At 75.1% G+C, this 24,287-nt stretch carries 20 protein-coding genes; 15 read left to right on the top strand and 5 right to left on the bottom strand.

Features of this window, described 5'->3' with window-relative positions; translation table 11 throughout:
* Positions 1-221 precede the first annotated feature (221 nt).
* Positions 222-629, top strand: a complete 408-nt coding sequence (gene icmB / locus IE245_RS16510) for a coenzyme B12-dependent isobutyryl CoA mutase small subunit (protein ID WP_169088618.1) — start codon at positions 222-224, stop codon at positions 627-629.
* Between the two features lie 91 nt (positions 630-720).
* Here the strand turns inward: icmB and IE245_RS16505 are convergent, their stop codons facing one another.
* Entirely contained in the window at positions 721-2,313 is a 1,593-nt protein-coding gene (locus IE245_RS16505) for a DUF5691 domain-containing protein (protein WP_189948104.1), read from the bottom strand.
* Between the two features lie 181 nt (positions 2,314-2,494).
* Positions 2,495-3,790: an SWIM zinc finger family protein gene (locus IE245_RS16500; protein WP_189948102.1), complete on the bottom strand. Its 1,296-nt coding sequence runs from the start codon at positions 3,788-3,790 to the stop codon at positions 2,495-2,497.
* 169 nt (positions 3,791-3,959) lie between these two features.
* On the opposite strand from IE245_RS16500, the gene IE245_RS16495 reads away from it, so the two are divergent.
* The 6 genes from IE245_RS16495 to sucD all read left to right on the top strand — a co-directional run bounded on the left by IE245_RS16495 (position 3,960) and on the right by sucD (position 11,651).
* Positions 3,960-4,373, top strand: a complete 414-nt coding sequence (locus IE245_RS16495; protein ID WP_189948099.1) for a hypothetical protein — start codon at positions 3,960-3,962, stop codon at positions 4,371-4,373.
* Positions 4,374-4,540: 167 nt separating this feature from the next.
* Positions 4,541-5,698 carry an ATP-binding protein gene (locus IE245_RS16490; RefSeq protein ID WP_189948097.1) on the top strand — a complete coding sequence of 386 codons (1,158 nt, stop codon included), beginning with the start codon at positions 4,541-4,543 and terminating at the stop codon, positions 5,696-5,698.
* Positions 5,695-8,004 (top strand): DUF5682 family protein, encoded by a 2,310-nt coding sequence (locus IE245_RS16485; RefSeq protein ID WP_189948095.1) that lies wholly within the window; start codon positions 5,695-5,697, stop codon positions 8,002-8,004. Before IE245_RS16490 ends, IE245_RS16485 begins: the two co-directional genes overlap by 4 nt.
* Positions 8,001-9,167 (top strand): VWA domain-containing protein, encoded by a 1,167-nt coding sequence (locus IE245_RS16480; RefSeq protein WP_189948093.1) that lies wholly within the window; start codon positions 8,001-8,003, stop codon positions 9,165-9,167. The genes IE245_RS16485 and IE245_RS16480 overlap by 4 nt, the downstream gene beginning before the upstream one ends.
* Before the next feature lie 399 nt (positions 9,168-9,566).
* Positions 9,567-10,745: an ADP-forming succinate--CoA ligase subunit beta gene (gene sucC / locus IE245_RS16475; RefSeq protein ID WP_030750058.1), complete on the top strand. Its 1,179-nt coding sequence runs from the start codon at positions 9,567-9,569 to the stop codon at positions 10,743-10,745.
* A gap of 21 nt (positions 10,746-10,766) precedes the next feature.
* Complete coding sequence (sucD, locus tag IE245_RS16470; protein WP_189948091.1) at positions 10,767-11,651, top strand: succinate--CoA ligase subunit alpha; 885 nt, start codon at positions 10,767-10,769, stop codon at positions 11,649-11,651.
* Positions 11,652-11,747: 96 nt separating this feature from the next.
* Here the strand turns inward: sucD and IE245_RS16465 are convergent, their stop codons facing one another.
* Positions 11,748-13,043, bottom strand: a complete 1,296-nt coding sequence (locus IE245_RS16465; protein WP_189948089.1) for a helix-turn-helix domain-containing protein — start codon at positions 13,041-13,043, stop codon at positions 11,748-11,750.
* Positions 13,044-13,154: 111 nt separating this feature from the next.
* On the opposite strand from IE245_RS16465, the gene IE245_RS16460 reads away from it, so the two are divergent.
* Positions 13,155-14,717 (top strand): cell division protein PerM, encoded by a 1,563-nt coding sequence (locus IE245_RS16460; RefSeq protein WP_189948087.1) that lies wholly within the window; start codon positions 13,155-13,157, stop codon positions 14,715-14,717.
* A gap of 25 nt (positions 14,718-14,742) precedes the next feature.
* On the opposite strand, the gene IE245_RS16455 is transcribed toward IE245_RS16460, so the two are convergent.
* On the bottom strand, positions 14,743-15,513 hold the full coding sequence (locus IE245_RS16455) for a hypothetical protein (RefSeq protein ID WP_189948085.1): 771 nt from the start codon (positions 15,511-15,513) through the stop codon (positions 14,743-14,745).
* Positions 15,514-15,732: 219 nt separating this feature from the next.
* Here IE245_RS16455 and purN point away from each other — a divergent pair, with 219 nt between their 5' ends.
* The 3 genes from purN (at position 15,733) to IE245_RS16440 (ending at position 19,440) form a co-directional block, all read left to right on the top strand.
* The gene (gene purN, locus IE245_RS16450; protein WP_189948265.1) at positions 15,733-16,362 is read left to right on the top strand and encodes a phosphoribosylglycinamide formyltransferase; all 630 of its coding nucleotides are present in this window, start codon (positions 15,733-15,735) and stop codon (positions 16,360-16,362) included.
* The gene (gene purH, locus IE245_RS16445) at positions 16,343-17,902 is read left to right on the top strand and encodes a bifunctional phosphoribosylaminoimidazolecarboxamide formyltransferase/IMP cyclohydrolase (protein ID WP_189948083.1); all 1,560 of its coding nucleotides are present in this window, start codon (positions 16,343-16,345) and stop codon (positions 17,900-17,902) included. Before purN ends, purH begins: the two co-directional genes overlap by 20 nt.
* Before the next feature lie 98 nt (positions 17,903-18,000).
* Positions 18,001-19,440: a DUF2079 domain-containing protein gene (locus tag IE245_RS16440; protein WP_373305339.1), complete on the top strand. Its 1,440-nt coding sequence runs from the start codon at positions 18,001-18,003 to the stop codon at positions 19,438-19,440.
* Positions 19,441-19,501: 61 nt separating this feature from the next.
* Here the strand turns inward: IE245_RS16440 and IE245_RS16435 are convergent, their stop codons facing one another.
* Positions 19,502-20,140: a hypothetical protein gene (locus tag IE245_RS16435; RefSeq protein WP_189948081.1), complete on the bottom strand. Its 639-nt coding sequence runs from the start codon at positions 20,138-20,140 to the stop codon at positions 19,502-19,504.
* A gap of 272 nt (positions 20,141-20,412) precedes the next feature.
* Here IE245_RS16435 and IE245_RS16430 point away from each other — a divergent pair, with 272 nt between their 5' ends.
* From IE245_RS16430 to IE245_RS16415, 4 genes are all read left to right on the top strand, one after another.
* Positions 20,413-21,273 (top strand): bifunctional methylenetetrahydrofolate dehydrogenase/methenyltetrahydrofolate cyclohydrolase, encoded by an 861-nt coding sequence (locus tag IE245_RS16430; protein WP_189948079.1) that lies wholly within the window; start codon positions 20,413-20,415, stop codon positions 21,271-21,273.
* Between the two features lies 1 nt (position 21,274).
* Entirely contained in the window at positions 21,275-21,760 is a 486-nt protein-coding gene (locus IE245_RS16425) for a DUF3017 domain-containing protein (protein WP_189948077.1), read from the top strand.
* A gap of 218 nt (positions 21,761-21,978) precedes the next feature.
* Positions 21,979-23,040 (top strand): DUF2690 domain-containing protein, encoded by a 1,062-nt coding sequence (locus IE245_RS16420; RefSeq protein WP_189948074.1) that lies wholly within the window; start codon positions 21,979-21,981, stop codon positions 23,038-23,040.
* A 171-nt stretch (positions 23,041-23,211) separates the two neighbouring features.
* Entirely contained in the window at positions 23,212-24,201 is a 990-nt protein-coding gene (locus tag IE245_RS16415; RefSeq protein ID WP_189948072.1) for a malate dehydrogenase, read from the top strand.
* Positions 24,202-24,287: the final 86 nt, after the last annotated feature.

Below are 24,287 nucleotides of genomic sequence, written 5' to 3'. Positions count from 1 at the left end.
GGCCCCGGCGACCGGCGCCGCGGCTCCTTTCGCGGCCGGCCCCGCGGGCGGCTGGGGGCCCAGGAGGAGGGCCCGGAGCGGAGCAGGTCGCGGAACGAACGTGTCCCACGTGTGATTTCCCCCTCGCCGGGCACCGCGAAACGGCCCGTTGCGGGATGCTGTCGATAACGTTCGTTCACCTCCCCGGCACAGACGCGCGGGGGTCGCATGTGGAGGCAGTGATGGGTGTGACCGGTCCGATCCGCGTGGTCGTCGCCAAGCCGGGTCTCGACGGCCACGATCGTGGGGCCAAGGTCATCGCGCGGGCCCTGCGCGACGCCGGCATGGAGGTGATCTACACCGGGCTGCACCAGACGCCCGAGCAGATCGTCGACACCGCGATCCAGGAGGACGCCGACGCGATCGGCCTCTCGATCCTCTCGGGTGCGCACAACACGCTCTTCGTCAAGGTCATCGAGCTCCTCAAGGAGCGCGACGCGGAGGACATCAAGGTCTTCGGCGGCGGCATCATCCCCGACGCGGACATCCCGCCGCTGAAGGAGAAGGGCGTCGCGGAGATCTTCACCCCGGGCGCGACGACCGCGTCGATCGTCGACTGGGTCAACGCGAACGTCCGCGTGGCCGCCTGACGGCCGCACGCACCGTGCGCACCGGACGGCCGGGAGCCCCCTCCGACGGGCTCCCGGCCGTCCGGTCCCCCCTGTGCCCCCACCCGGCGGGTCAGCCCGGCGGGCCGTCCAGTTCCGCACGCATGCGGGCGCGCAGGTCCAGCGTGGCCACCAGGCGCTGGAACGCCTCCGACCAGTAGGCGCCCGCGCCCGGAGAGGTGTCCTCCGCCTCCGGGACCGCCGCCGACGACGCCAGGAGGCGGGCCGCGTCGGGGGAGAGGCAGCGCTCCGCGAGCCCCATCACCCCGCTGAAGCTCCACGGATAGCTGCCCGCGTCCCGGGCGACGTCCAGGGCGTCGATCACCGCCTCGCCCAGCGGCTCCGCCCACGGCACCGTGCACACCCCGAGCAGCTGGAAGGCCTCGGACAGGCCGTGCGCCGCCACGAACGCCGCCACCCAGCGGGCCCGCTCCGCCGGGTCGAGCGTCGACAGCAGCTGCGCCCGCTCGGCCAGCGACGAGGTGCCGGGGCCCGTCGCGGGCGGCGTCGAAGGGGCGCCGAGCAGCGCCCGCGACCAGGCCGCGTCCCGCTGACGCACCGCCGCCCGGCACCAGGCCGCGTGCAGCTCCGGCTGCCAGTCGTCGGCGACCGGCAGCGCCACGATCTCCTCCGGGGTCCGCCCGCCGAACCGGGCCGGCCAGCAGGCCAGCGGGGCGGCCTCCACCAGCTGGCCCAGCCACCAGGACCGCTCGCCCCGGCCCGCCGGGGGCACCGCGGCCACGCCGTCCCGCCGCATCTCCTCGTCGCACTCGTGCGGAGCCTCCACGACGACCGTCGGCACGGACGCCGTCCGGTCCAGGCCCACGCAGGTGAGTGCCCGGGCCGCCATGCGGCCCGCGAACGCGGAGCCCGGCAGCGCGGAGAGCAGTTCGGCGGCGGTGGCGCGGACGTTGCGGCTGCGGTCGGCGAGGGCGGCCTCCAGGAACTCCTCGTCCGCCGCCGACAGGCCGGCGCGCAGCGAGTCCAGGAACATCAGCCGGTCCTCGGCCCGTTCGCCGGCCCAGGTCGTGGCCAGCAGAGCCCGTCCAGCCGCCGGATCCTTCGCCCGTACGGCTCCGAGGAGGGCGACCCGCTCGGCGAACAGGCCCTCCTCCCACAGCTTCCGCACCGCCTCCTCGTCCCCGGGGTCCGGCAGGGCGCCGCCGGCGCCGCCGCGCAGCGCGAACCGCCACTCCGGGTTGAGCCGGGCCAGCCACACTCCGCGCGGTCCGGCGAACGCCAGGGCCCGCGGGCGCAGATCGGTACGGGCCCTGGCCGCGTCGAGAAGGGCCGGCAGGGCGGCCGGCGGCGCTTTGTAGCCGCGCTCGCCGGCCAGCGCCAGCCACTGCGGGAGCAGTTCGGCGAGGTCCGGCGCCGTGCCGCGGCGGCCGGCGGCGGGGACCGCCCCCCGGCCCGCCAGCAGGTGGTCGAGGCGGCGCCGGGCCGCTTCGGGCAGCGCGGGGCGCGGGTCGTGCGGTGCCGGTTCGGGGGGTACGGCGGCGGGGCCGGGGCGGAGGCCCGCGCGGCGGCGGAGGGTGTGGCGGGCGGCGGCGTCGAGCAGCGTGCTCGCGGCCTCGGCGCCGCGTGCGCCTGCGGGCGGGCGGCGGTCGGTGCCCAGCAGGGCGGCGGCGACCAGGCGCTCCCACGCGGTGTCTGTTGTCGTCACGGTTCCTCCGTGGTCGTGGGCCCCGCACCCGTACGGCGGCGTGCGCGGGGTGCGGGTTCAGGGGGGAAGTCCGGGCGCGGCTCGGCGCGCCGTCCCGTGCGCCCACCCGTTCCTCCCCCGAGGACCTCGTCCAGGGGGACCCCCGGGCGGAACGCCTGCCCACACGGCGGGGGCGGGCAGGTCACGTCAGGGGGACCGGGTCCTCCGGGGATTCCGGGGACCAGGCCGTCAGAGGGGTGAAGCCCCCGGGTCCGCACTCGCCGAAGACCGTGACGGGGGCGCCGCCGGACAGGGCCAGGAGGCGCCAGAGGGCGGGGCGGTCCGGGGCCGCCACGGGAAGGGCCTCGTGGCCGTCGGCGTCGGCGAGCTGCCAGCCGTACTCCGCGCGCGCGGGGACGACCCGGGCGAGCGTCGCCGGCCAGGACTCCAGCCAGGGGTCCTCGCGCAGGGCGCGGCCGTACGCGTCGAGGGCCGCGCCGACCGGTCCGCCCGGCGGCGGGGCGGCCGGGCCGGGGGCCGGGACCAGCTCGCCGGGGTCCGCGCGGAGCTGTCCGGAGCCCGCGTGCGGGGTCAGTTCGCCGTCCAGCAGGGCGCCGACCGGCAGGGCGAGGGCGGGTGCGCGGCCCGCCGCGCCGTACGAGAGCACCAGGGCCGTACGACCGCCGGCCGTGCCGTACAGCCAGATGCGACGGGTCGTCAGCCGGCCGTCCCCGGTGTCGGTCCGGGAGAGGACCAGCCAGCGGTCCCGTACCGCCGGGCCGGCCGCGACGGACGGCAGGCCGACCCGGGTCCGCACCGTCGCGGCGAGACCGTCGGGCAGCCGGTCGGCGGCCAGCCACGCGCGGTCCAGGAGATGGGCGAGCGCGCACTCCTCCAGGAGCCGCACCGGCCAGCCCGGGCCCGAGCCCGGTATCGCGCCGAGCCCGCGGACCCGGGCGGCGAGCCCGGGCGCCTGCGCGTCGACCATGCGGGCCGCGGTCTCCTCCCACAGGCCGTACCCCTGGCGGCCGGCCGCCGCGAGCCCGCCGCGCACCAGGTCGGCGAGCCGGCGCTCCAGCTCCTCCGCGCCCGCCGTCACCCGGGCCGCCCGGCGCTCGGCCCGGCGGCGGGCCGCCTCGGGGTCGGCCGGCGCCGCCGTCCGCGGCGCGAGCCGGCGGGCGGCCCAGCCGGGCGGTTCGGCCCCGTCCGGCACGGCCGGGTCGCCCGCCGCCCAGAGCAGCAGCAGACCGAGCGCGTGCGCGCAGGGGGACGTGGGGCTCGGGCAGGTGCACGCGTACACGGGCCCCGCCGTGTCCACGACCGTGCGGTACGGCGTGCGGCCGCTGCTCGCGCACTGCCCCCAGACGACCCCGTCGCGGCCGCCCGCGCCGCTCCACGGCCCGGCCGTGGCGAGCCCGTCGCCCGCTCTGCGCGACGCCTCGTCAGGAGCCAGTGCCCGCACCTGCCCGGCCGTCCGCCGCGTCCCCGTCGCATTCATGCACCTGACGGTATTCTCCGCCACTGACAACGCAGTTGACCTGGGGATTCCCTGCCGAAGGAGGACCCCGGCGACACCGTTGTTTTACCGGTCCTTTACGGTGCTGTGCGAGCTCGCGCGAACCAGCGTGAGCCCTTCGACCGCACCACCGTGCAGGGGGAGTACCACCATGAACCGCACCGTCCGCACCGCCGCCTCGGCCCTCGCCGTCGCCGGCCTCGCGTTCGGGCTCGGGGCCTGTTCCGAAGCGGCCGACAAGGCCGCCGACCAGGTCGACAAAGCCGTCACCGAAAGCTACGAGGTGACCTACGAGGTCACCGGCACGGCCGTGGAGTCGATCGAGTACCACGCCGGCGACGGCACCGCGATGCAGCCGCAGGTCGAGAGCGACAAGAAGCCCACCGTGCCGTGGACCAGGACCGTGAAGCTGCACGGCATCATGCCGCCCGCCGTCATGCCCGTCTCCACCAAGCCCGCCGACCTCACCTGCAAGGTCGTCTACCAGGGCAAGGTCATCAAGGAGGCCAAGGGCGAGCAGGCCATGGCCGGCGGCTGCGTCGCCGTCTCCCCGGTCTTCAACTGACCGTCCCCGCCCGCGACGGTCTCCCACCGGCCGTCCCCGCCCGCGACGGTCCCCAACCGGCCGTCGGAACCCCTCGATCGCGCCGCTGAGCTGCGGCGCAAGTCGATTGTCAGTGGCGTGGTGCACCGTGGATCGCACAGCAGGTCGAACGATCTGGAGGGGGATCCATGACCGTGCCCGCAACCACCGACGAGCAGCCCGGCGCCGGTGCCGTGACGGACACCGGCCCGGGCCGCCCGGGCCCCGCCGAGGCCCTGCGGCCCCACGCCGAACACGCCTTCGCCCACGAGCTCGCCGCGCTCGCCGCCGCCGACGACCGTCCCCGGCCCGCCCGCTGGCGCCTCTCGCCCTGGGCCGTCGCCACCTACCTCCTCGGCGGCACGCTCCCCGACGGCACCGTGATCACACCGAAGTACGTCGGCCCCCGGCGCATCGTCGAGGTCGCCGTCACCACGCTCGCCACCGACCGCGCGCTGCTCCTCCTCGGCGTCCCCGGCACCGCCAAGACCTGGGTCTCCGAGCACCTCGCCGCCGCCGTCAGCGGCGACTCCACCCTCCTCGTGCAGGGCACCGCCGGCACCCCCGAGGAGGCCATCCGGTACGGGTGGAACTACGCCAGGCTGCTCGCCGAGGGCCCCAGCCGCGCCGCGCTCGTCCCCAGCCCCGTCATGCGCGCCATGGAGCGCGGGGCGACCGCCCGCGTCGAGGAGCTGACCCGCGTCCCCGCCGACGTGCAGGACACGCTCATCACCCTCCTGTCCGAGAAGACCCTGCCCGTCCCCGAGCTCGGCGAGGAGGTCCAGGCCGTCCCCGGCTTCAACCTCATCGCCACCGCCAACGACCGCGACCGGGGCGTCAACGAGCTGTCCAGCGCGCTCCGGCGCCGCTTCAACACCGTCGTGCTGCCGCTGCCCGCCACCCCCGAGGACGAGGTCGACATCGTCGCCCGCCGGGTCGAGCAGCTGGGCCGCTCCCTCGAACTGCCCGCCCCGCCCGAGGGCGTCGAGGAGATCCGACGGGTCGTCACCGTCTTCCGCGAGCTCCGCGACGGCGTCACCGCCGACGGCCGCACCAGGCTCAAGTCCCCCTCGGGGACCCTCTCCACCGCCGAGGCCATCTCCGTCGTCACCGGCGGCCTCGCCCTCGCCGCCCACTTCGGGGACGGCGTGCTGCGCCCCTCGGACGTCGCCGCCGGCATCCTCGGCGCCGTCGTCCGCGACCCGGCGGCCGACCGGGTCGTCTGGCAGGAGTACCTGGAGACGGTGGTGAGAGAGCGCGACGGCTGGAAGGACTTCTACCGTGCCTGCCGCGAGGTGAGCGCATGACCGCCCTCACCACGGCGCCCGCGGAGCTCCGGGCGCGGCAGGCCGCCGGGCCGCTGCTGCTCGGGGTCCGGCACCACGGACCCGGCTCCGCGCGCGGGGTGGCCGCCGCCCTGGACGCGGCCCGGCCCGACGCGGTCCTGATCGAGGGCCCCGCCGAGGCCGACGCGCTGGCCGCGCTCGCCGCCGACCCGGAGATGCGGCCGCCCGTCGCCCTCCTCGCCCACGCCGTCGACGACCCCGGCCGGGCCGCCTTCTGGCCCTTCGCCGCCTTCTCTCCCGAGTGGACCGCGCTGCGCTGGGCCCTCGCCCGGGACGTCCCCGTCCGCTTCGTCGACCTGCCCGCCGCCCACACCCTCGCCGCCGCCGACCCCACCTGGGGCGACGGCGAGGACGAGGCCGACGGCTCCGCCCCCGTCGACCCCCTCGCCGCGCTCGCCCGGGCCGCCGGTCGGGAGGACCCCGAACAGTGGTGGGAGGACGTCGTCGAACACCGCGGCGACACCGACCCCCTCGCCCCCTTCGAGGCCCTCGCCGAGGCCATGACCGCCCTGCGCGAGCGGTACGGGCACGGCGGCCGGCCGCGCGACCCGGTCCGCGAGGCCCACATGCGGCTGAAACTGCGCGCCGCCCGCAAGGAGTTCGGGGACGCCGTCGCCGTCGTCTGCGGCGCCTGGCACGTCCCCGCCCTCGCCCGCCGCACCACCGCCACCGCCGACCGCGCCCTCCTCAAGGGCCTGCCCAAGGTGAAGGCCGAACTGACCTGGGTCCCCTGGACCCACCGCCGGCTCGCCCGCCGCTCCGGATACGGCGCCGGGGTCGAGTCCCCCGGCTGGTACGGCCACCTCTTCGCCGCCCCCGACCGGCCCGTCGAGCGCTGGATGACCAAGGTCGCGGGCCTTCTCCGGGAGGCCGACCACCCCGTCTCCTCCGCCCACGTCATCGAGGCCGTCCGCCTCGCCGAGACCCTCGCCGCCGTGCGCGGCCGGCCGCGCCCCGGCCTCGCCGAGACCACCGACGCCGTCCGGGCCGTCCTCTGCGAGGGCTCCGACGTGCCGCTCGCCCTCGTCAGGGACCGGCTCGTCGTCGGTGACGACCTCGGAGAGGTCCCGGCCGCCGCGCCCGCCGTCCCGCTCCAGCGCGACCTCGACCGGCTCCGCCGGAGCCTCCGGCTCACACCCGAGGCCGAGGAGCGCGAGCTCGACCTCGACCTGCGCCGCGACACCGACGCCGCCCGCAGCCGCCTCCTCCACCGGCTCCGGCTCCTCGGCGTCGACTGGGGCCTGCCCGCCGCGGGCCGCGCCGGCACCGGCACCTTCCGCGAGTCCTGGCGGCTGCGCTGGCAGCCCGAACTGCACGTCAGGGTCGCGGAGGCCGGAGTCTGGGGCACCACCGTCGAGGACGCCGCCACCGCCAGGGCCGTGTCCCTGGCCCTCACCGCGGCCGACCTCGGCGAGATCACCGGCCTCGCCGAGCGCTGCCTCCTCGGCGGCCTCACCGACGCCCTCCCCGCCGTCCTCGGCGCCCTCGCCGACCGGGCCGCGCTCGACACCGACGTGGCCCACCTCGCCGACGCCCTTCCGGCCCTCGCCCGCGCCCTGCGCTACGGCGACGTGCGCGGCACCGACACCGCCGCCCTCGCCGGCGTCGCCACCGGCCTGGCCGAGCGGATCCGCGTCGGCCTCCCGCCCGCCTGCGCCGGGCTCGACGCGGACGCCGCCGACCGGATGCGCGAGCGCCTGGACGCCGTCCACACCGCGATCGCCCTCCTCCCCGACCCCGCGCCGGCCGACGACCCGGCCGCCCTCGCCTCCCGCTGGGCCGACGCCCTGCGCCGGCTCGCCGGCGGGGAGCGGGTGCCCGGCGTCCTCCGGGGCCGCGCCGTGCGGATCCTCCTCGACGAGGGGCGGCTCCCCGACGAGGAGACGGCGCGGCTCATGGGCCTCGCCCTCTCGCCCGGCACCCCGCCCGCCGACGCCGCCGCCTGGATCGACGGATTCGTCGGCGGCCCCGGCGGCGGGCTGCTGCTCGTCCACGACGAGCGCCTCCTCGCCCTCCTGGACGGCTGGCTCACCGGCGTACCGGCCGAGGCGTTCACCGACGTGCTGCCGCTGCTGCGGCGCACCTTCGGGGCGTACGAGCAGGGGGTGCGGCGGGCCCTCGGCGAGCTCGTCGTCCGGGGGCCCGGAGCCGCCGGCCCCGGCTCCGCAGCCCGAGTCCCCGGCTTCGCCGCCGCCCTCGACGAGGAGCGGGCCGACGGCGTCCTCCCCCTCCTCGCGCTCGTCCTCGGCCCGGAGGTCCCCGCATGAGCACCCGCACCACCACGGCGGACGAGCGGCTGCGCCGCTGGCGGCTCGTCCTGGGCGGCGGCGACGCCGAAGGGACCGGCCGCGCCCTGACCGGCACCGACGCCGGCATGGACGCCGCCCTCGGCGCCCTCTACGACACCGGGAAGGGCGGAGACGGCGAGGACGGCGGGGAGCGCAGGGGCGGGCTCGGCGGCTCCGCGCCCTCCGTCGCCCGCTGGCTCGGTGACATCCGCGGCTACTTCCCCGGCTCCGTCGTGCAGGTCATGCAGCGCGACGCCATCGACCGGCTCGGGCTCGCCACGCTCCTCCTGGAGCCGGAGATGCTGGCGGCCGTCGAGCCCGACGTGCACCTCGTCGGCACCCTGCTCTCCCTGAACAAGGCGCTGCCGGAGACCACGCGCGAGACCGCCAGGGCCGTCGTCCGCAAGGTCGTCGACGACCTGGAGGCCCGGCTCTCGGCACGCACCCGGGCCACCGTCACCGGGGCCCTCGACCGCTCGGCCCGGATCAGCCGCCCCCGCCACCGGGACATCGACTGGGACCGCACCCTGCGGGCCAACCTCAAGCACTACCTCCCCGAGCACCGCACGGTCGTCCCCGAGCGGCTGATCGGCCACGGCCGCACCTCCCGGGCGGTCCGCAAGGAGATCGTCCTCTGCGTCGACCAGTCCGGCTCGATGGCCGCCTCCGTCGTGTACGCCTCCGTCTTCGGCGCCGTCCTCGCCTCGCTCCGGGCCGTCGCCACCCGGCTCGTCGTCTTCGACACCTCCGTCGTGGACCTCACCGACGCGCTCGACGACCCCGTCGACGTCCTCTTCGGCACCCGGCTCGGCGGCGGCACCGACATCAACCGCGCGCTCGCCTACTGCCAGTCGCGGATCAGCCGCCCCGCCGACACCGTCGTCGTCCTCGTCAGCGACCTGTACGAGGGCGGCATCCGCGACGAGATGCTCAAGCGGGTCGCGGCGATGAAGGCGTCCGGGGTGCAGTTCGTCGCCCTGCTCGCCCTCTCCGACGAGGGCGCCCCCGCCCACGACCGGGAGCACGCCGCCGCGCTCGCCGCCCTCGGCGTGCCCGCCTTCGCCTGCACCCCCGACCTCTTCCCGGAGGTGATGGCCGCCGCCCTGGAGAAGCGGCCGCTGCCGATACCCGACGCCGTCTGAGCCCGCTCCCGTGCGGATTCCGTCGCCGCGCCGCCACCCGGACGGGCGCGCCCGGGGCCACTGAGGCCCATATCACATCCACCGCCGGGTGGCCCTCACCCGGCCGACCGGCGTGGCGTGAGGGCGGCAAACCCCGCCCCCCGCCTGCTCGATGGCGTCCGGACGGGGGTGCCCGGACGCCCACGGAAAGCCCCTTCGCCCCTACGTTCTGTGACCCGTATCACCGCCGGGTTGTGATCTGCGATTTAGGGACCCACGGCCCACGGGGATAACCTGCGGGACGGACATGCCGCGTCCACGGTCACCGTGTACGCCTCCCTAGTGACAGCGCAGTCACGTTGCCCTCCGCGGCACGCCCACGCAGACAACGAACCGCGATCATCTAGAAAAGGGACGCGCGTGGACCTGTTCGAGTACCAGGCGAGGGACCTCTTCGCCAAGCACGGCGTACCGGTGCTGGCCGGTGAAGTCATCGACACGCCTGAGGCGGCGCGCGAGGCCACCGAGCGTCTTGGCGGCAAGTCGGTCGTCAAGGCCCAGGTGAAGGTCGGCGGCCGCGGCAAGGCCGGCGGCGTCAAGCTGGCCGCCACCCCGGACGAGGCCGTCGCCCGCGCGACGGACATCCTGGGCATGGACATCAAGGGCCACACGGTCCACAAGGTGATGATCGCCGAGCTGTCCCCGGAGATCGAGGCCGAGTACTACGTCTCGTACCTCCTCGACCGCACCAACCGCACCTTCCTGGCCATGGCCTCGGTGCAGGGCGGCATGGACATCGAGGAGGTCGCGGAGAAGACCCCCGAGGCCCTCGCGAAGGTCCCGGTCAACGCCAACGACGGCGTCACCCTGGAGAAGGCCCGCGAGATCGTCGCCCAGGCGAAGTTCCCGGCCGAGGTCGCCGAGGGCGTCGCCGAGGTCCTGGTCACCCTGTGGGACACCTTCGTCGCCGAGGACGCCCTCCTCGTCGAGGTCAACCCGCTGGTCAAGACCAAGGACGGCCGCATCCTGGCCCTCGACGGCAAGGTCTCGCTCGACGAGAACGCCGACTTCCGCCAGCCGGAGCACGAGGCCCTGGAGGACAAGGCCGCGGCCAACCCGCTGGAGGCCGCCGCCAAGGCCAAGGGCCTCAACTACGTCAAGCTCGACGGCGAGGTCGGCATCATCGGCAACGGCGCCGGCCTGGTCATGTCGACCCTGGACGTCGTCGCGTACGCCGGTGAGAACCACGGCGGCGTGAAGCCGGCCAACTTCCTCGACATCGGCGGCGGCGCCTCCGCCGAGGTCATGGCGAACGGCCTGGAGATCATCCTCGGCGACGCGGACGTCAAGTCCGTGTTCGTCAACGTCTTCGGCGGCATCACCGCCTGTGACGAGGTCGCCAACGGCATCGTGCAGGCCCTGGAGCTCCTCGCCTCGAAGGGCGAAGAGGTCACCAAGCCGCTCGTCGTCCGCCTCGACGGCAACAACGCGGAGCTGGGTCGCAAGATCCTGTCGGACGCCAACCACCCGCTCGTGCAGCGTGTGGACACCATGGACGGCGCGGCCGACAAGGCCGCCGAGCTCGCGGCTGCGAAGTAAGGGAAGAGGGACAGAACAGCCATGGCTATCTTCCTCAACAAGGACAGCAAGGTCATCGTCCAGGGCATGACCGGTGCCACGGGCATGAAGCACACCAAGCTCATGCTGGGTGACGGCACCAACATCGTCGGCGGCGTGAACCCGCGCAAGGCCGGCACCAAGGTCGACTTCGACGGCACCGAGGTCCCCGTCTTCGGCACCGTCGCCGAGGCCATGAAGGAGACCGGCGCCAACGTCTCGGTCCTGTTCGTGCCGCCGGCCTTCGCCAAGGCCGCCGTCGTCGAGGCGATCGACGCCGAGATCCCCCTCGCCGTCGTCATCACCGAGGGCATCGCCGTCCACGACTCCGCCGCGTTCTACGCGTACGCCGTGGAGAAGGGCAACAAGACCCGCCTCATCGGCCCGAACTGCCCCGGTCTCATCACCCCGGGCCAGTCCAACGCCGGCATCATCCCGGGCGACATCACGAAGCCGGGCCGCATCGGCCTGGTCTCGAAGTCCGGCACGCTGACGTACCAGATGATGTACGAGCTCCGTGACATCGGCTTCTCGTCCGCCGTCGGCATCGGTGGCGACCCGGTCATCGGCACCACGCACATCGACGCCCTCGCGGCCTTCGAGGCGGACCCCGACACCGACCTGATCGTCATGATCGGCGAGATCGGCGGCGACGCCGAGGAGCGTGCGGCCGACTTCATCAAGGCCAACGTCACCAAGCCGGTCGTCGGCTACGTCGCGGGCTTCACCGCCCCCGAGGGCAAGACCATGGGCCACGCCGGCGCCATCGTCTCCGGCTCCTCCGGCACCGCCGCGGCGAAGAAGGAGGCCCTGGAGGCCGCCGGTGTGAAGGTCGGCAAGACCCCCACCGAGACCGCCAAGCTGGCGCGCGCCATCCTCGCGGGCTGAGGAACGGCACCGCACAGGCCGTAAGCGCGTGGGCCCCGCCCCTCCGGGAGACCGGAGGGGCGGGGCCCACGCGCGTACCGGGGGGCACGCCGGCGGCTACTCGGCGGCCGGGATCAGCCGCTCGGGACCCGGGTTCGGCTGGGAGCGCAGCCGGTCGCGCAGCTCCACGTCCTCCTCGCCGAGCTGCTGCGGCCCGCCGCGCACCGGCACGCCGTTGACGGTCTGGCCGGGCGCGACCTCCGGGATGTACCGGGTCGGCGCCGTGACCGCCGTCAGGGCCGTGAGGCAGGCGAGCACCGCCGTCGCCCCGACCACCGCCCGGGTCGTCCGCCGGGCCCGCCGCTCGCTGCCGCCGCGGACCGTACGGGCCCCCGGCAGCGTCGCCGTCGGCGCCTCCGCGACCAGCGCGGCGAGCCGCCGCTGGAGCGCCTCGGGCTCGGCGAGCTCCGGCACCCGCCGGCCGATCTCCGCGTGCGCGTACAGCAGCCGGTTGGCGGCGGCGGGGGTGCTGGCCTCCGTCTCGGCGGCCGTCTCGGGCAGATCGAGCCCGAGCCCGTCGTAGAGCAGGACGGTACGACGGTACGGCGCCGGCAGGTCGAGCAGCGCGCCGAGCAGCGCCCGCCGCCCGGCCTCGGTCGGCGGGGCGTCGGGATGCCGGTGGGCGCGGCGCAGCCGGTGCCAGGGCGAGAGGGCGTACTCGTACGCCGCCGCCCGCACCCAGCCGACCGGGTCGGCGTCCGTGGCCACCTCGGGCCAGTGCTCCCAGGCGTGCCGGAAGGCGTGCTCGACGGCCTCCCGGGAGAGCTGCCGGCGTCCGGTCAGCAGATATGCCTGGTGGACGAGGCCGGGGGCCGCGTACGCGTACAGTGCGTCGAACGCCTGCTCGGGCGTGAGCCCGGGCACGGGCGCGGGCGCGGATTCCACCACGGACTCCGACTCCGACTCCGGTTCCAGCTCCGGCTCCGGCCCCGGCTGCGGTGCCGGTGCCGGTGCCGGTGCCGGTGCCGGTTTCTTGCGCTGTTCGAGTCCGGAGGGCGCCTTCGGGGGCTTGGCGGCCCGCTTGGCGGCGACCTTCGGCCGTACGTCGGCGGGCGCGGGCGTGAGAGCCGGCCCGGGGGCCGGCTTCTCGGCGGCGGCGCCCGGGGTCTCCTCGGAGACGTCCGCCGGCGCGTCGCCGAGCAGCTTCGCGTACGCCTCGCGCTTGCGGCCGCGCGGGGCGGAGCGGCCGGTCTCCCAGGCCTTGACGGTGGCTTTCGTGACGCCCATCGCCTCGGCGACCTGCTCCTCGCTCAGGCAGAGCGCCTCGCGCAGCCGGCGCCGCTCCTTCGGTGTCGGCAGCGCGGTGGCGGCGGAGGGGGGCGCGGTGTCGCCGCCCCGGCTCGTCTGGCTCATCGGTGTCGACCTCCCGCAGAACACCTCTGGGCGGAAAAGTACATAAACGTATCTTGAGCGACACAACGGATGTTTGCCTGTTACGCCGCGAAAGCGCGTGTCGTTGGCAGCATGGCCCCCGTGACCCACCTGACCGAGCACACCCTGGTCCAGGGCGGGCGTTCCGCCGCGTTCGCCACCGCCTGCGTCCGCGGCGGGGTCGCCGCCGGACTCGGCGTCGGCACGCTCGCGGTCCTGGTGATCGTGGCCTGGATCAGCTCGCCGTTCCCCGACAGCGGCGCCGGCGGCGCCCTCCACCTCGCCGCCGGGCTCTGGCTCCTCGCCCACGGCGTGGACCTCCTCCGCACCGACACCCTCGGCGGGCTCCCCGCACCGCTCGGGATCGTGCCGCTGCTGCTCTCCGCGCTGCCGGTCTGGCTGCTCCACCGGACCGCCCGGTCCACCCTCGACCCCGCCGACGAGAACCGTCCCAGGCCCTCCCCGGCCGGCGCGCTGGGCGCGGTCTCCGGGGGGTACCTGCTGGTCGCCGCCGTGATCGTGGTCTACAGCGAGAGCGGCCCGCTCCCCGCCGACCTCGTCACCGCCGGGCTGTGGCTGCCCGGCGTGGTCCTCGGCGCGACCGGCGCGGGCGTCTGGGCGGCGCTGGGGCGGCCCCTGCCGGGCCGGGAGGAGGTCGCCGCCGCGCTGCGCGGGGCGGGCACCGGCCTGGTGACGCTGCTCGCGGGCGGCGCGGTGCTCGCCGGGACCGCGCTGGTCTGGCGCGCGGGCGCGGCGCGGGCCTCGTTCGAGGGAATCGCGGGGGAGTGGTCCGGTCGGGTGGCGCTGGCGCTCCTCGTCCTCGCGCTGCTGCCGAACGCCGCCGTGTGGGCCGCCGCGTACGGCCTCGGTCCCGGCTTCGCCCTCGGCACGGGCGCGCTCGCGACCCCGCTGGGCCTCCTCGGCGACCCCGCCGTGCCGCCCTTCCCGCTCCTGGCGGCACTGCCGCCGGAGGGGCGCGGCGGCTGGCCGCAGTGGGCGGCGGCGACCGTGCCGCTGCTCGCGGCGGTGGCCCTCGGCCGCTCGGTGGGCCGCTCCACCGGCACCGGCCGGGCCCGGGAGACGGCGCTCGCGGCGCTGGGCGCGGCCTGGGCCTCCGGGGCGGCGGTCGCGGTCCTCGCGGGCGCGGCCGGCGGCCCGCTGGGCACGGGCCGGCTGCTCGCCTTCGGCCCGGTGTGGTGGCAGGCGGGCGCGGCGGCGGTGCTGTGGGGGGTCGCCGTCGGTCTGCCGACGGCGCTGACGGTGCGGGCCTGGGGCCGCCGGGTCCCCCGCTCGGAACGGCCGAGGGAACCGAAGCCGCCGAAGCCGCCGAAGGCCTCCAGGAAGGCCGGGAAGGTCAGGGCGGCCGCGGCGCCGGAACCTGCCCTGGCGGCCTCCGCCGCGCCCTCCGTCGCCTCCGCACCCGCCGCCGTGTCCGGCTTCCCGCTGACCGGCGAGGACGACGGGGAGGACGAGGACTACGTGCCGTACGACTACCTCCCCGCCTCCTGGGAGACGCCCCCGTACGCGGACCTGCCCCCGCTCCCGGCGCCGCCCCGGCCCGCGGACCTGCCCCCGCTCCCGGCGCCGCCCCGGCCCGCGGCACCGCTTCCGCACACGGAACCGCCCCGGCCGTCGGGGACGACCGGGGCGGAGTGACCGGGGGGAACGGAACCGGAGGCGACTAGTCGCGCACCCCGAACCCGTCCCGGAGCGGCTTGGGCAGGAGGTCGTTGCAGGAGACCGCGCCCGCGTGGGTGAGAGCGTCCTCCCGGCAGTCGTAGAAGTCCTTGTAGACCAGCTGCATCGTGAAGCCGAGGCCCACGATCAGCAGGGCCACGGTCGAGGCCACCAGGCCGCTGACGGCCGCCGTCCGCATCGAGCGGGCCGGGTTCGGGGCACCGGCCGCCGCGGCCGGCTGTCCCGAGGGCTGGGACGCGCCCTGTGATTCCGGCGACACCCCCGCCGGGGTCTCCGTCGCCGCCTTCGGCTTGGCGCGCAGCGAGCTGACCGCCCAGTACAGCGAGAGCGCGCCGAGCAGCAGGGCCAGCTCCGGGATGTCGAAGATCGCGAAGAAGAAGGCCCACATGCCGCCGAGGATCGCGTACCGCGCGCGCCGCTGGGCCGGGTCCGTGGGGTCCCAGCGCAGCCCGGGCCGCTCGGGCCCGGAGCCGCCCTGACCGCCCTGGCGGTCGGCCCCGCGCTCCGGGCCGCGCCCGAAGCCGGCGGAGGAGCGGCCCGGCTGGCGCGGGCTCCAGCGCCCGTCGGCGCCGCCCGTCACGGGCGACGAGGAGCCGGCGTCGTCGCCGTCCGAGCCGCCCGAAGCACCCGATCCGTCCGGGCCGCCGGAGCCCGCGGAACCGTCCGGCCGGCGCGGCTGCCACGGCTGGTCGGGAGTGCCCTCGGGCGGCGGGGCGAACGGGTTGTTGTCGTTCGTGGACTGGCGATCCGGCATCTGCTGGGCGTCTTCCCTCTGTCGTCGTGACCGCTTCGCACCGGGCGGCGTGACCGGCGTCGGACCCTGACGCTACCGCCCTGCCCCGCCCCCGTCCCGTGGGGGCCGTCCCGTGTGCCGGTATCGTTGCTGACGGTCGAGCCATTCGTAGGGTTCCCCGTATCGACGGGCACGATTCGTTCGTAGGACCGCACAATAACCACGGAAAGAGTGACCCCAGTGGCTGCCGCCCGCCTTGTCGTTCTGGTCTCCGGGTCGGGTACCAACCTCCAGGCCCTCCTCGACGGCATCGCCGCCGACCCCGAGGGCTACGGCGCGGAGATCGTCGCCGTCGGCGCCGACCGCGATTCCATCGCCGGCCTGGAGCGGGCCGAGCGGGCCGGGATCCCCACCTTCGTGTGCCGGGTGAAGGACCACGCGAGCCGCGAGGAGTGGGACCGCGCCCTGGCCGACGCCACCGCCGCCCACGAGCCGGACCTCGTCGTCTCGGCCGGGTTCATGAAGATCCTCGGCAAGGAGTTCCTCGCCCGCTTCGGCGGCCGGGTCGTCAACACCCACCCGGCGCTCCTCCCCAGTTTTCCCGGTGCCCACGGGGTGCGTGACGCGCTCGCCCACGGCGTGAAGGTCACCGGGTGCACCGTCCACTTCGTCGACGACGGCGTCGACACCGGCCCGATCATCGCCCAGGGCGTGGTCGAGGTACGGGAGTCGGACGATGAATCCGCTCTGCACGAGCGCATCAAGGAAGTCGAGCGCTCGCTGCTCGTCGACGTCGTGGGGCGTCTCGCCCGGCACGGCTACCGCATTGAGGGACGAAAGGTTCAGATCGGTGAACACGGACACCGTTAAGCCCATCCGCCGCGCGCTGGTCAGCGTCTACGACAAGACCGGTCTGGAGGAGCTGGCCCGCGGTCTGCACGAGGCCGGTGTCGAGCTCGTCTCCACCGGCTCCACCGCCGGGAAGATCGCCGCCGCCGGCGTCCCGGTCACCAAGGTCGAGGAGCTCACCGGCTTCCCCGAGTGCCTGGACGGCCGCGTCAAGACCCTGCACCCGCGCGTGCACGCCGGCATCCTCGCCGACCTGCGCCTGGAGTCGCACCGCGAGCAGCTCGCCGAGCTCGGCGTGGAGCCCTTCGACCTGGTCGTCGTGAACCTCTACCCGTTCCGCGAGACCGTCGCCTCCGGCGCCACCCCGGACGAGTGCGTCGAGCAGATCGACATCGGCGGCCCGTCGATGGTCCGCGCCGCCGCCAAGAACCACCCGTCGGTCGCCATCGTCACCAGCCCCGAGCGGTACGCGGACGTCCTCGCCGCCGTCCAGGCCGGCGGCTTCGACCTGACCGCCCGCAAGCGGCTGGCCGCCGAGGCCTTCCAGCACACCGCCGCGTACGACGTGGCCGTCGCCTCCTGGTTCGCCGACGACTACGCGGCGGCCGACGACAGCGGCTTCCCCGACTTCCTCGGCGCCACCTACGCCCGCAAGAACGTGCTCCGCTACGGCGAGAACCCGCACCAGGGCGCCGCGCTCTACGTCGACGGCACGGGCGGCCTCGCCGAGGCCGAGCAGCTGCACGGCAAGGAGATGTCGTACAACAACTACACGGACACCGACGCCGCGCGCCGGGCCGCGTACGACCACGCCGAGCCCTGCGTCGCGATCATCAAGCACGCCAACCCGTGCGGCATCGCGATCGGCGCCGACGTCGCCGAGGCCCACCGCAAGGCCCACGCCTGCGACCCGCTGTCCGCCTTCGGCGGCGTCATCGCCGTCAACCGCCCGGTCTCCGTCGCGATGGCCGAGCAGGTCGCCGAGATCTTCACCGAGGTCATCGTCGCCCCGGCGTACGAGGACGGCGCCGTCGAGGTGCTCGCCAAGAAGAAGAACATCCGCGTGCTGCGCGCCGAGGGCGCCCCCAGCAGCCCGGTCGAGGTCAAGCCCGTCGACGGCGGCGCCCTGCTCCAGGTCACCGACCGCCTCCAGGCCGAGGGCGACGACCCGGCGAACTGGACCCTCGCGACCGGCGAGGCCCTGGCCGCCGAGGAGCTCGCCGAGCTCGCCTTCGCCTGGAAGGCCTGCCGCGCGGTCAAGTCCAACGCGATCCTGCTCGCCAAGGACGGCGCCTCCGTCGGCGTCGGCATGGGCCAGGTCAACCGCGTCGACTCCGCCAAGCTCGCCGTCGAGCGGGCCGGCGAGGAGCGCGCCCGCGGTTCCTACGCGGCCTCCGACGCCTTCTTCCCCTTCCCCGACGGCCTGGAGATCCTCACCGCGGCCGGCGTGAAGGCGGTCGTCCAGCCCGGCGGCTCGATGCGCGACGAGCTCGTCGTCGAGGCCGCGAAGAAGGCCGGCGTGACGATGTACTTCACCGGCACCCGCCACTTCTTCCACTGACGCCACGCGACCGTGGGGCCCTCCGGAACAGGAGGGCCCCACAGTCGTCTCTGGTCTAATGGTCAGGCCCTGGCCCGGCCGGCAGTAGTGGAGACGTGGTGTTGGACGTACTGAGACGAGCGTCGGCGGACCCCGCCGGCGAACGGCCCGCCGATGACACCGCCGCCGCGCCCGTGCCGTACCTCCCGTACGTGCTGATCGCGGCCGTCCTCACCGCCCTGTACTTCCTCTACTCCTGGGTGCAGTACGACCACTTCCGCACCCCCTCCTGGGACCTCGGCATCTTCGGGCAGGCCGTCCGCTCCTACGCCGAGTTCCGGGTCCCCGTCGCCGACATCAAGGGGCCCGGCTTCCCCATACTCGGCGACCACTTCAGCCCCGTGACGGCGCTCCTCGCCCCGCTCTACTGGCTCTGGCCCTCGCCGGTCTCGCTGCTCTTCGCGCAGGCCGCGCTCTTCGCCGGCTCCGCCGTGATCGTCGGCCGCACCGCCCAGCAGATCCTCGGCAGCCGGGCCACCGGCCTCGCCCTCACCGTCGCCTACGGCCTGTCCTGGGGCCTCCAGGAGGCGGTGAAGTCCGACTTCCACGAGATCGCCTTCGCCGTCCCGCTGCTCGCCCTGACCTGCCGCGCGCTGCTCCTCGGCCGCTGGACCGCCGCCGTCGCCTGGTCGGCTCCGCTCGTCCTCGTCAAGGAGGACATGGGCCTGACCGTCGCCATGGTCGGCGTCGTCCTCGCCCTCAAGGGACAGAAGAAGCTCGGCGCGGCGCTCGCCGCCTTCGGCGCCGCCTTCTTCGCGCTGACCGTCCTCGTCCTCATCCCGACGGCCAGCAAGCTCGGCCAGTACGACTACTGGGCCAAGATCGAGAAGACCGGCGGCGGCGCCGAGACCTCCCTCGTCCAGATCGCCACCGACGCGCTGACGTCCGGCGAACGCTGGGAGATGGTCCTGTACCTCCTCGCGATCACCGGCTTCCTCGCGCTGCGCTCCCCGCTGGTGCTGCTCGCCCTGCCCACCCTCGGCTGGCGGTTCGTCTCCCAGGACGCCAACCACTGGGGCCTGCACTGGCACTACAGCGCCGTCCTCATGCCGATCGTCTTCCTGGCCCTGGTGGACGCGGTCCGCGCGGTGCGCACCTCGCCGCGCCCCTGGCTCGCCTCCTACGGCAAGGTCGCCGTCGCCGCCGCCACGGCCGTCGCGCTCGTCCTTGCCGCGAACCTGCCGCTGCGGGAGCTGCTGAAACCGGAGACGTACGCCGCCGACCTCCGCGCCGAGCAGGCCCGCGCGGCCGTCGCGGCGGTCCCCGAGGGCGCCTCCGTCGAGGCGGACGTCCCGCTCCTCGCGCACCTCACCGCCGACCACACGGTCTACTGGGTGGGCACCTCGAAGGGCGCCACCCCCGACTACCTGGCCCTCGACCTGCGCGGCTGGTCGGGCCAGACCTCGGACCCGGCCGTGACGGCTTCGCAATTGCACCCGGAGGCGGCGTACGAGATCGTCCACCGCTCGGACGGCTTCGCGGTGCTGAAGAGGAAGTAGCGGGTACGCCGAAGGGCCCGGCTCCCGTCGGGGAGCCGGGCCCTTCGGCGTGCCGCGCGGATCAGTAGCGCGGGCGGGAGAACCAGGCGGTGCCGCTGGGGACCACCGGCGCGAGCGTGATGATCACGCCGAAGGTGACCCAGATCAGCGGGAAGATCACGGCCGTGGCCAGGCCCGAGTCGAGACCGATGAAGAGGCCGATGGCGCCCACGATGGTGCCGAGCGCGCCGTAGATCACCGTGGTGATCCGCACGCCCTGGCCGCCGCTGCCGAACTTGACCGCGAGCGTGATCGAGAGGGCGGCGAGGCCCAGGAACACGAGGGCGAGGGCGATGGCGGCGCCGGCGGCGAAGTCGCCGATGTCCTCGAACGGGTTGTCGCTGCCGCTGCCGTAGTCGGACGCGAGGTCCGAGGCGTCGCTGGCGATGCTCGCCACGTAGACGTAGATGAGGCCGAGCACGATCTGCACCGCGGAGATCAGGTACAGGAAGACCCGCGCCGTCGTCAGCAGACCCGGCATCGACTGCGGCACCATGCCCGGGCCGCCCGGGTAGGCGCCGTACGGCGAGACGGGCGGGGCGGCCGGGTAGCCGTAGTTGCCCTGCTGCGGGACGCCCTGGGGGGCCTGCGGGTAGCCGTAGCCCGGCTGCTGGCCCTGCGGCGGCTGGCCGTAGGGGTTGTTCGGTTCGCCGAAGCTCATCGGGGCTTTCCTCCGTGAATGTTCTCGTGCGGGGACGACGCGGCCCGCGCGGAGGAACTTTCACGGCACGTGAGCGGACTCCCCCCGGCACTTCCCGCGGCACTGCGCTGGTCATCGTCGCCGTAGCTCCGAGGTGTTGTCCAGTCGATACGCACCGGAGTTGTGCACGTGCAACTTTCCGTTCCGGCCCCCCGCGCTCCCCCGGGGACCCCGGCGGGAGCCGGGAGGGACCGAATTGGAACTCGGCGGGGGTCATCCGGGAGGATGTCCCCATGAGCGCCCAGATTCTCGATGGCAAGGCCACCGCGGCCGCGATCAAGTCCGAACTCGCCGTCCGCGTGGCGGCCCTCAAGGAGAAGGGCGTCACGCCCGGTCTCGGCACCGTCCTGGTCGGCGACGACCCGGCCAGCCAGAAGTACGTGGCCGGCAAGCACCGCGACTGCGCGCAGGTCGGCATCGCCTCCATCCAGCGCGAACTCCCCGCGTCCGCCACGCAGGAGGAGATCGAGGCGGTCGTCCGGGAGCTCAACGAGGATCCGGAGTGCACCGGCTACATCGTCCAGCTGCCGCTGCCGAAGGGCATCGACGAGAACCGGATCCTGGAGCTGATGGACCCGGCGAAGGACGCCGACGGCCTGCACCCGACCAACCTCGGCCGACTGGTGCTCAACGAGCCCGCCCCCCTGCCCTGCACGCCGAACGGCATCGTCACCCTGCTCCGCGCCCACGGCGTGGAGATCAGCGGCGCCGAGGTCGTGGTCGTCGGCCGCGGCGTCACCATCGGCCGCCCGATGCCGCTCATCCTGACCCGTCGTTCCGAGAACGCCACCGTGACCCAGTGCCACACCGGCACCCGCGACCTCTCGGCGCACCTGCGGAACGCCGACATCATCGTGGCCGCCGCCGGCGTGCCGCACCTGATCAAGCCGGAGGACGTGAAGCCCGGCGCGGCCGTCCTCGACGTCGGCGTCTCGCGCAACGCCGAGGGCAAGATCCTGGGCGACGTCCACCCGGACGTCGCCGAGGTGGCCGGCTGGATCTCCCCGAACCCCGGCGGCGTGGGCCCGATGACCCGCGCGCAGCTGCTCGTGAACGTCGTCGAGGCCGCGGAGCGCGCGGCCGCGGCGCTCTGAGATGACCTCGGGGAGCCCGGCCGCCCCCGGGAGCCCTGACGGTCCGCGGGAGCTGCCGCGCGGCCGGGTGTCGAAGGTCCGCCGGGTGCGGGGCTCGCGCCGGCCGCCGACGGTCACCACCGACACGGCCCGCCCCGAGGGCGGCGGCCGGGCGGCGGGCGGCGACGCCCCGGCGCCGGCCCGGCAGTGGCCGCTGCTCCTCGTCCTGGGGACGGCGGCCCTCGGCCTGCTCGTGGTGGGGACGGACCCCTTCCGACAGTCCTTCCGGGTCGGGACGATGCTGGTGGGCGCCGCGCTGCTGCTCGGCGCGGTGCTCCGCCGCCTGCTGCCCTCGGTGGGCATGCTCGCGGTCCGCTCGCGCTTCACCGACATGGTCACGTACGGGGTGATGGGCTCGCTGATCGTGCTGCTCGCGCTCATGGTGCAGCCGAGGCCCTGGCTCCGGATCCCGTTCCTGGAGGACGTCCTCCATCTGACGGTGACCTGACCCCATCCGGTCACGTGGCGACGGCGCCCGCCCTCTCCCCCGTGGGAGGGCGGGCGCCGTCCCGTGATCAAGGGTCATGTACGCGCCAACGGAGGGCAAGTTCGCGCCGTCCGCTGTGGCACGGAGGTGACCATTCCGGTACATCCGCGCTCCTCGGCCGGGTCCCGTTCACCGTCCGGAACTGCCATCCTTCGAGGAACATCGACGAGGGGGTGCAGATGTCGGCGTGGAAGGCGCTGTCCGGTGAACTCGATCCGGACGTGAGGACGTTCGCGGAACGGCTCCGGCTGGTCATCGACCGCAGCGGACTCGGCGTCGCCGCCGTCGCCGAGCGCACCGGCCACGAGCGGGCCGACTGGGACGCGTACGCGAACGCCGTCAGGCCCGTGCCGAGGAGCGCCGTCGTCGCGCTCTCCGACGTGACCGGCGCCGACCTCGGCCCCCTCACCGCCCACTGGGAGCACGCCGACCGGGCCTGGAAGCGGCTGCTGCGCGAGCGGGCGGTGCCGGAGGCACCGGAGGCCGGGGCGGGGGCGGGCGTACGGGAGCGGGGGCCGGCCCCGGAGGGCGCACCGGCCGGCGGAACCGGTCCGGGCGGCCCCGCCGGCCCGGCGACCTCGGCGGCTCCGGCTGTCCCGGCCGTACCGGCGGCCCCGCCCGCCCCGGCCGATGCGGCCGACCGGACCATGCGCATCAGGCCCGTGCCGCCGGGGCCGGCAGCCGGGCCTTCCGCTGCCCGGGCGCCGCGACCAGGGCCTTCCGCCGCCCGGGCGCCGCGGCGGGGTTCACCGCTGCTCTACGTCGCCGGGATCGTCGGAGCCGCCCTCGTCGTCACCGCCGCCGTGCTCCTCGTGGACCTCGGCGGGACCGGGAAGGCGCCGGCGGCCGCCCCGCCCCCGCCCGCCACCACCACCGCCCCGACGCCCGGCCCCAGCCTCCCCGAGGGCGTCCGCTGCACCGGCGCGGACTGCGGCGGGCTCGACCCCGAGGACATGGGGTGCGGCGGGCCGCTCGCCACCACCGTCGCCCGCACCCGCGTCGGCGCCGCCCTCGTCGAGGTCCGGCACAGCGAGGCCTGCGCCGCGGCCTGGGCGCGGATCAGCGGAGGCACCCCCGGGGACGAGGTCAGTGTCCAGTCGGGCACCGCCGTCCGCGTCGCCTACGTCCTCGCGGACGGCGACGGCGGCGCGTACACCGCGATGATCCCGGTCGCCTCCGGGGGCGCCGCGCGCGCCTGCGCGGCCCTCACCGGCGGCGAGGACGGCTGCACGGGAGGGTGAAACGGGGCGGGAGGTGAGCCGCACCACAAGGGGGTGGGGGTGCGGAGGGGTCGGCTTCCGATAGCCTGACCGCCGGATATCTCTTCACGTCGAGACATCGATCGATCAGGAAGCGGTATCCAGTCTCAGGGGCAGGGAAACCCCACCGCCAGCTGTCTTACGGAGATCGCCATGACCCGCACTCCCGTGAATGTCACCGTGACCGGCGCGGCCGGCCAGATCGGCTACGCGCTGCTCTTCCGCATCGCCTCCGGCCACCTGCTCGGCGCGGACGTGCCGGTCAAGCTGCGCCTCCTCGAGATCCCGCAGGGCGTCAAGGCCGCCGAGGGCACCGCCATGGAGCTCGACGACTGCGCGTTCCCGCTGCTCAAGGGCATCGACATCTTCGACGACCCGAACAAGGGCTTCGAGGGCGCGAACATCGGCCTGCTCGTCGGCGCCCGTCCGCGCGGCCCGGGCATGGAGCGCGGCGACCTGCTCGCCGCCAACGGCGGCATCTTCAAGCCGCAGGGCGAGGCCATCGCCGCCCACGCCGCGGACGACATCAAGGTCCTCGTCGTCGGCAACCCGGCCAACACCAACGCCCTCATCGCCCAGGCCAACGCCAAGGGCGTCCCGGCCGAGCGCTTCACCGCGATGACCCGCCTGGACCACAACCGCGCGCTGACGCAGCTGGCCCAGAAGACCGGTTCCTCCGTCACGGACATCAAGCGCCTCACCATCTGGGGCAACCACTCCGCGACCCAGTACCCGGACATCTTCCAGGCGCAGATCGCCGGCAAGAACGCCGCCGACGTCGTGAACGACGAGGCGTGGCTGGCCGACACCTTCATCCCGACCGTCGCCAAGCGCGGCGCCGCGATCATCGACGCCCGTGGCGCCTCCTCCGCCGCCTCCGCCGCCAACGCCGCCATCGACCACGTGTACACGTGGGTCAACGGCACCGCCGAGGGCGACTGGACCTCCATGGGCGTCCCGTCCGACGGCTCCTACGGCGTCCCGGAGGGCCTGATCTCCTCCTTCCCCGTCACCTGCAAGGACGGCACGTACGAGATCGTCCAGGGCCTGGAGATCAACGACTTCTCCCGCGCCCGCATCGACGCCTCCGTCAAGGAGCTGTCGGAGGAGCGCGACGCGGTCCGCGAGCTCGGCCTCATCTGAGCCCACCCGCCGTCGGACGGAGTCCGACGCGGCTTCCCGAAGCCCGGGAGGCCCCCTGGGGCCGAGCGGTGCGAGGGGAGCGTCGG

This window comes from Streptomyces roseolus (genome assembly GCF_014649855.1).
Taxonomy (GTDB): domain Bacteria; phylum Actinomycetota; class Actinomycetes; order Streptomycetales; family Streptomycetaceae; genus Streptomyces; species Streptomyces roseolus.
Note: the sequence above shows the minus strand (reverse complement) of the source record. Positions and strands in the feature narration are given on the sequence as shown.

Excerpts from the sequence above, each read along its gene's own strand:
- IE245_RS16455 (WP_189948085.1), bottom strand. The coding sequence starts at position 15,513 with ATGCCGGATCGCCAGTCCACGAACGACAACAACCCGTTCGCCCCGCCG.
- IE245_RS16500 (WP_189948102.1), bottom strand. The coding sequence starts at position 3,790 with ATGAATGCGACGGGGACGCGGCGGACGGCCGGGCAGGTGCGGGCACTG.
- IE245_RS16415 (WP_189948072.1), top strand. The coding sequence starts at position 23,212 with ATGACCCGCACTCCCGTGAATGTCACCGTGACCGGCGCGGCCGGCCAG.
- IE245_RS16460 (WP_189948087.1), top strand. The coding sequence starts at position 13,155 with ATGGCCCCCGTGACCCACCTGACCGAGCACACCCTGGTCCAGGGCGGG.
- sucD (WP_189948091.1), top strand. The coding sequence starts at position 10,767 with ATGGCTATCTTCCTCAACAAGGACAGCAAGGTCATCGTCCAGGGCATG.
- IE245_RS16420 (WP_189948074.1), top strand. The coding sequence starts at position 21,979 with ATGTCGGCGTGGAAGGCGCTGTCCGGTGAACTCGATCCGGACGTGAGG.
- IE245_RS16480 (WP_189948093.1), top strand. The coding sequence starts at position 8,001 with ATGAGCACCCGCACCACCACGGCGGACGAGCGGCTGCGCCGCTGGCGG.
- IE245_RS16425 (WP_189948077.1), top strand. The coding sequence starts at position 21,275 with ATGACCTCGGGGAGCCCGGCCGCCCCCGGGAGCCCTGACGGTCCGCGG.
- IE245_RS16485 (WP_189948095.1), top strand. The coding sequence starts at position 5,695 with ATGACCGCCCTCACCACGGCGCCCGCGGAGCTCCGGGCGCGGCAGGCC.
- icmB (WP_169088618.1), top strand. The coding sequence starts at position 222 with ATGGGTGTGACCGGTCCGATCCGCGTGGTCGTCGCCAAGCCGGGTCTC.
- IE245_RS16490 (WP_189948097.1), top strand. The coding sequence starts at position 4,541 with ATGACCGTGCCCGCAACCACCGACGAGCAGCCCGGCGCCGGTGCCGTG.
- IE245_RS16465 (WP_189948089.1), bottom strand. The coding sequence starts at position 13,043 with ATGAGCCAGACGAGCCGGGGCGGCGACACCGCGCCCCCCTCCGCCGCC.
- IE245_RS16435 (WP_189948081.1), bottom strand. The coding sequence starts at position 20,140 with ATGAGCTTCGGCGAACCGAACAACCCCTACGGCCAGCCGCCGCAGGGC.
- IE245_RS16495 (WP_189948099.1), top strand. The coding sequence starts at position 3,960 with ATGAACCGCACCGTCCGCACCGCCGCCTCGGCCCTCGCCGTCGCCGGC.
- IE245_RS16430 (WP_189948079.1), top strand. The coding sequence starts at position 20,413 with ATGAGCGCCCAGATTCTCGATGGCAAGGCCACCGCGGCCGCGATCAAG.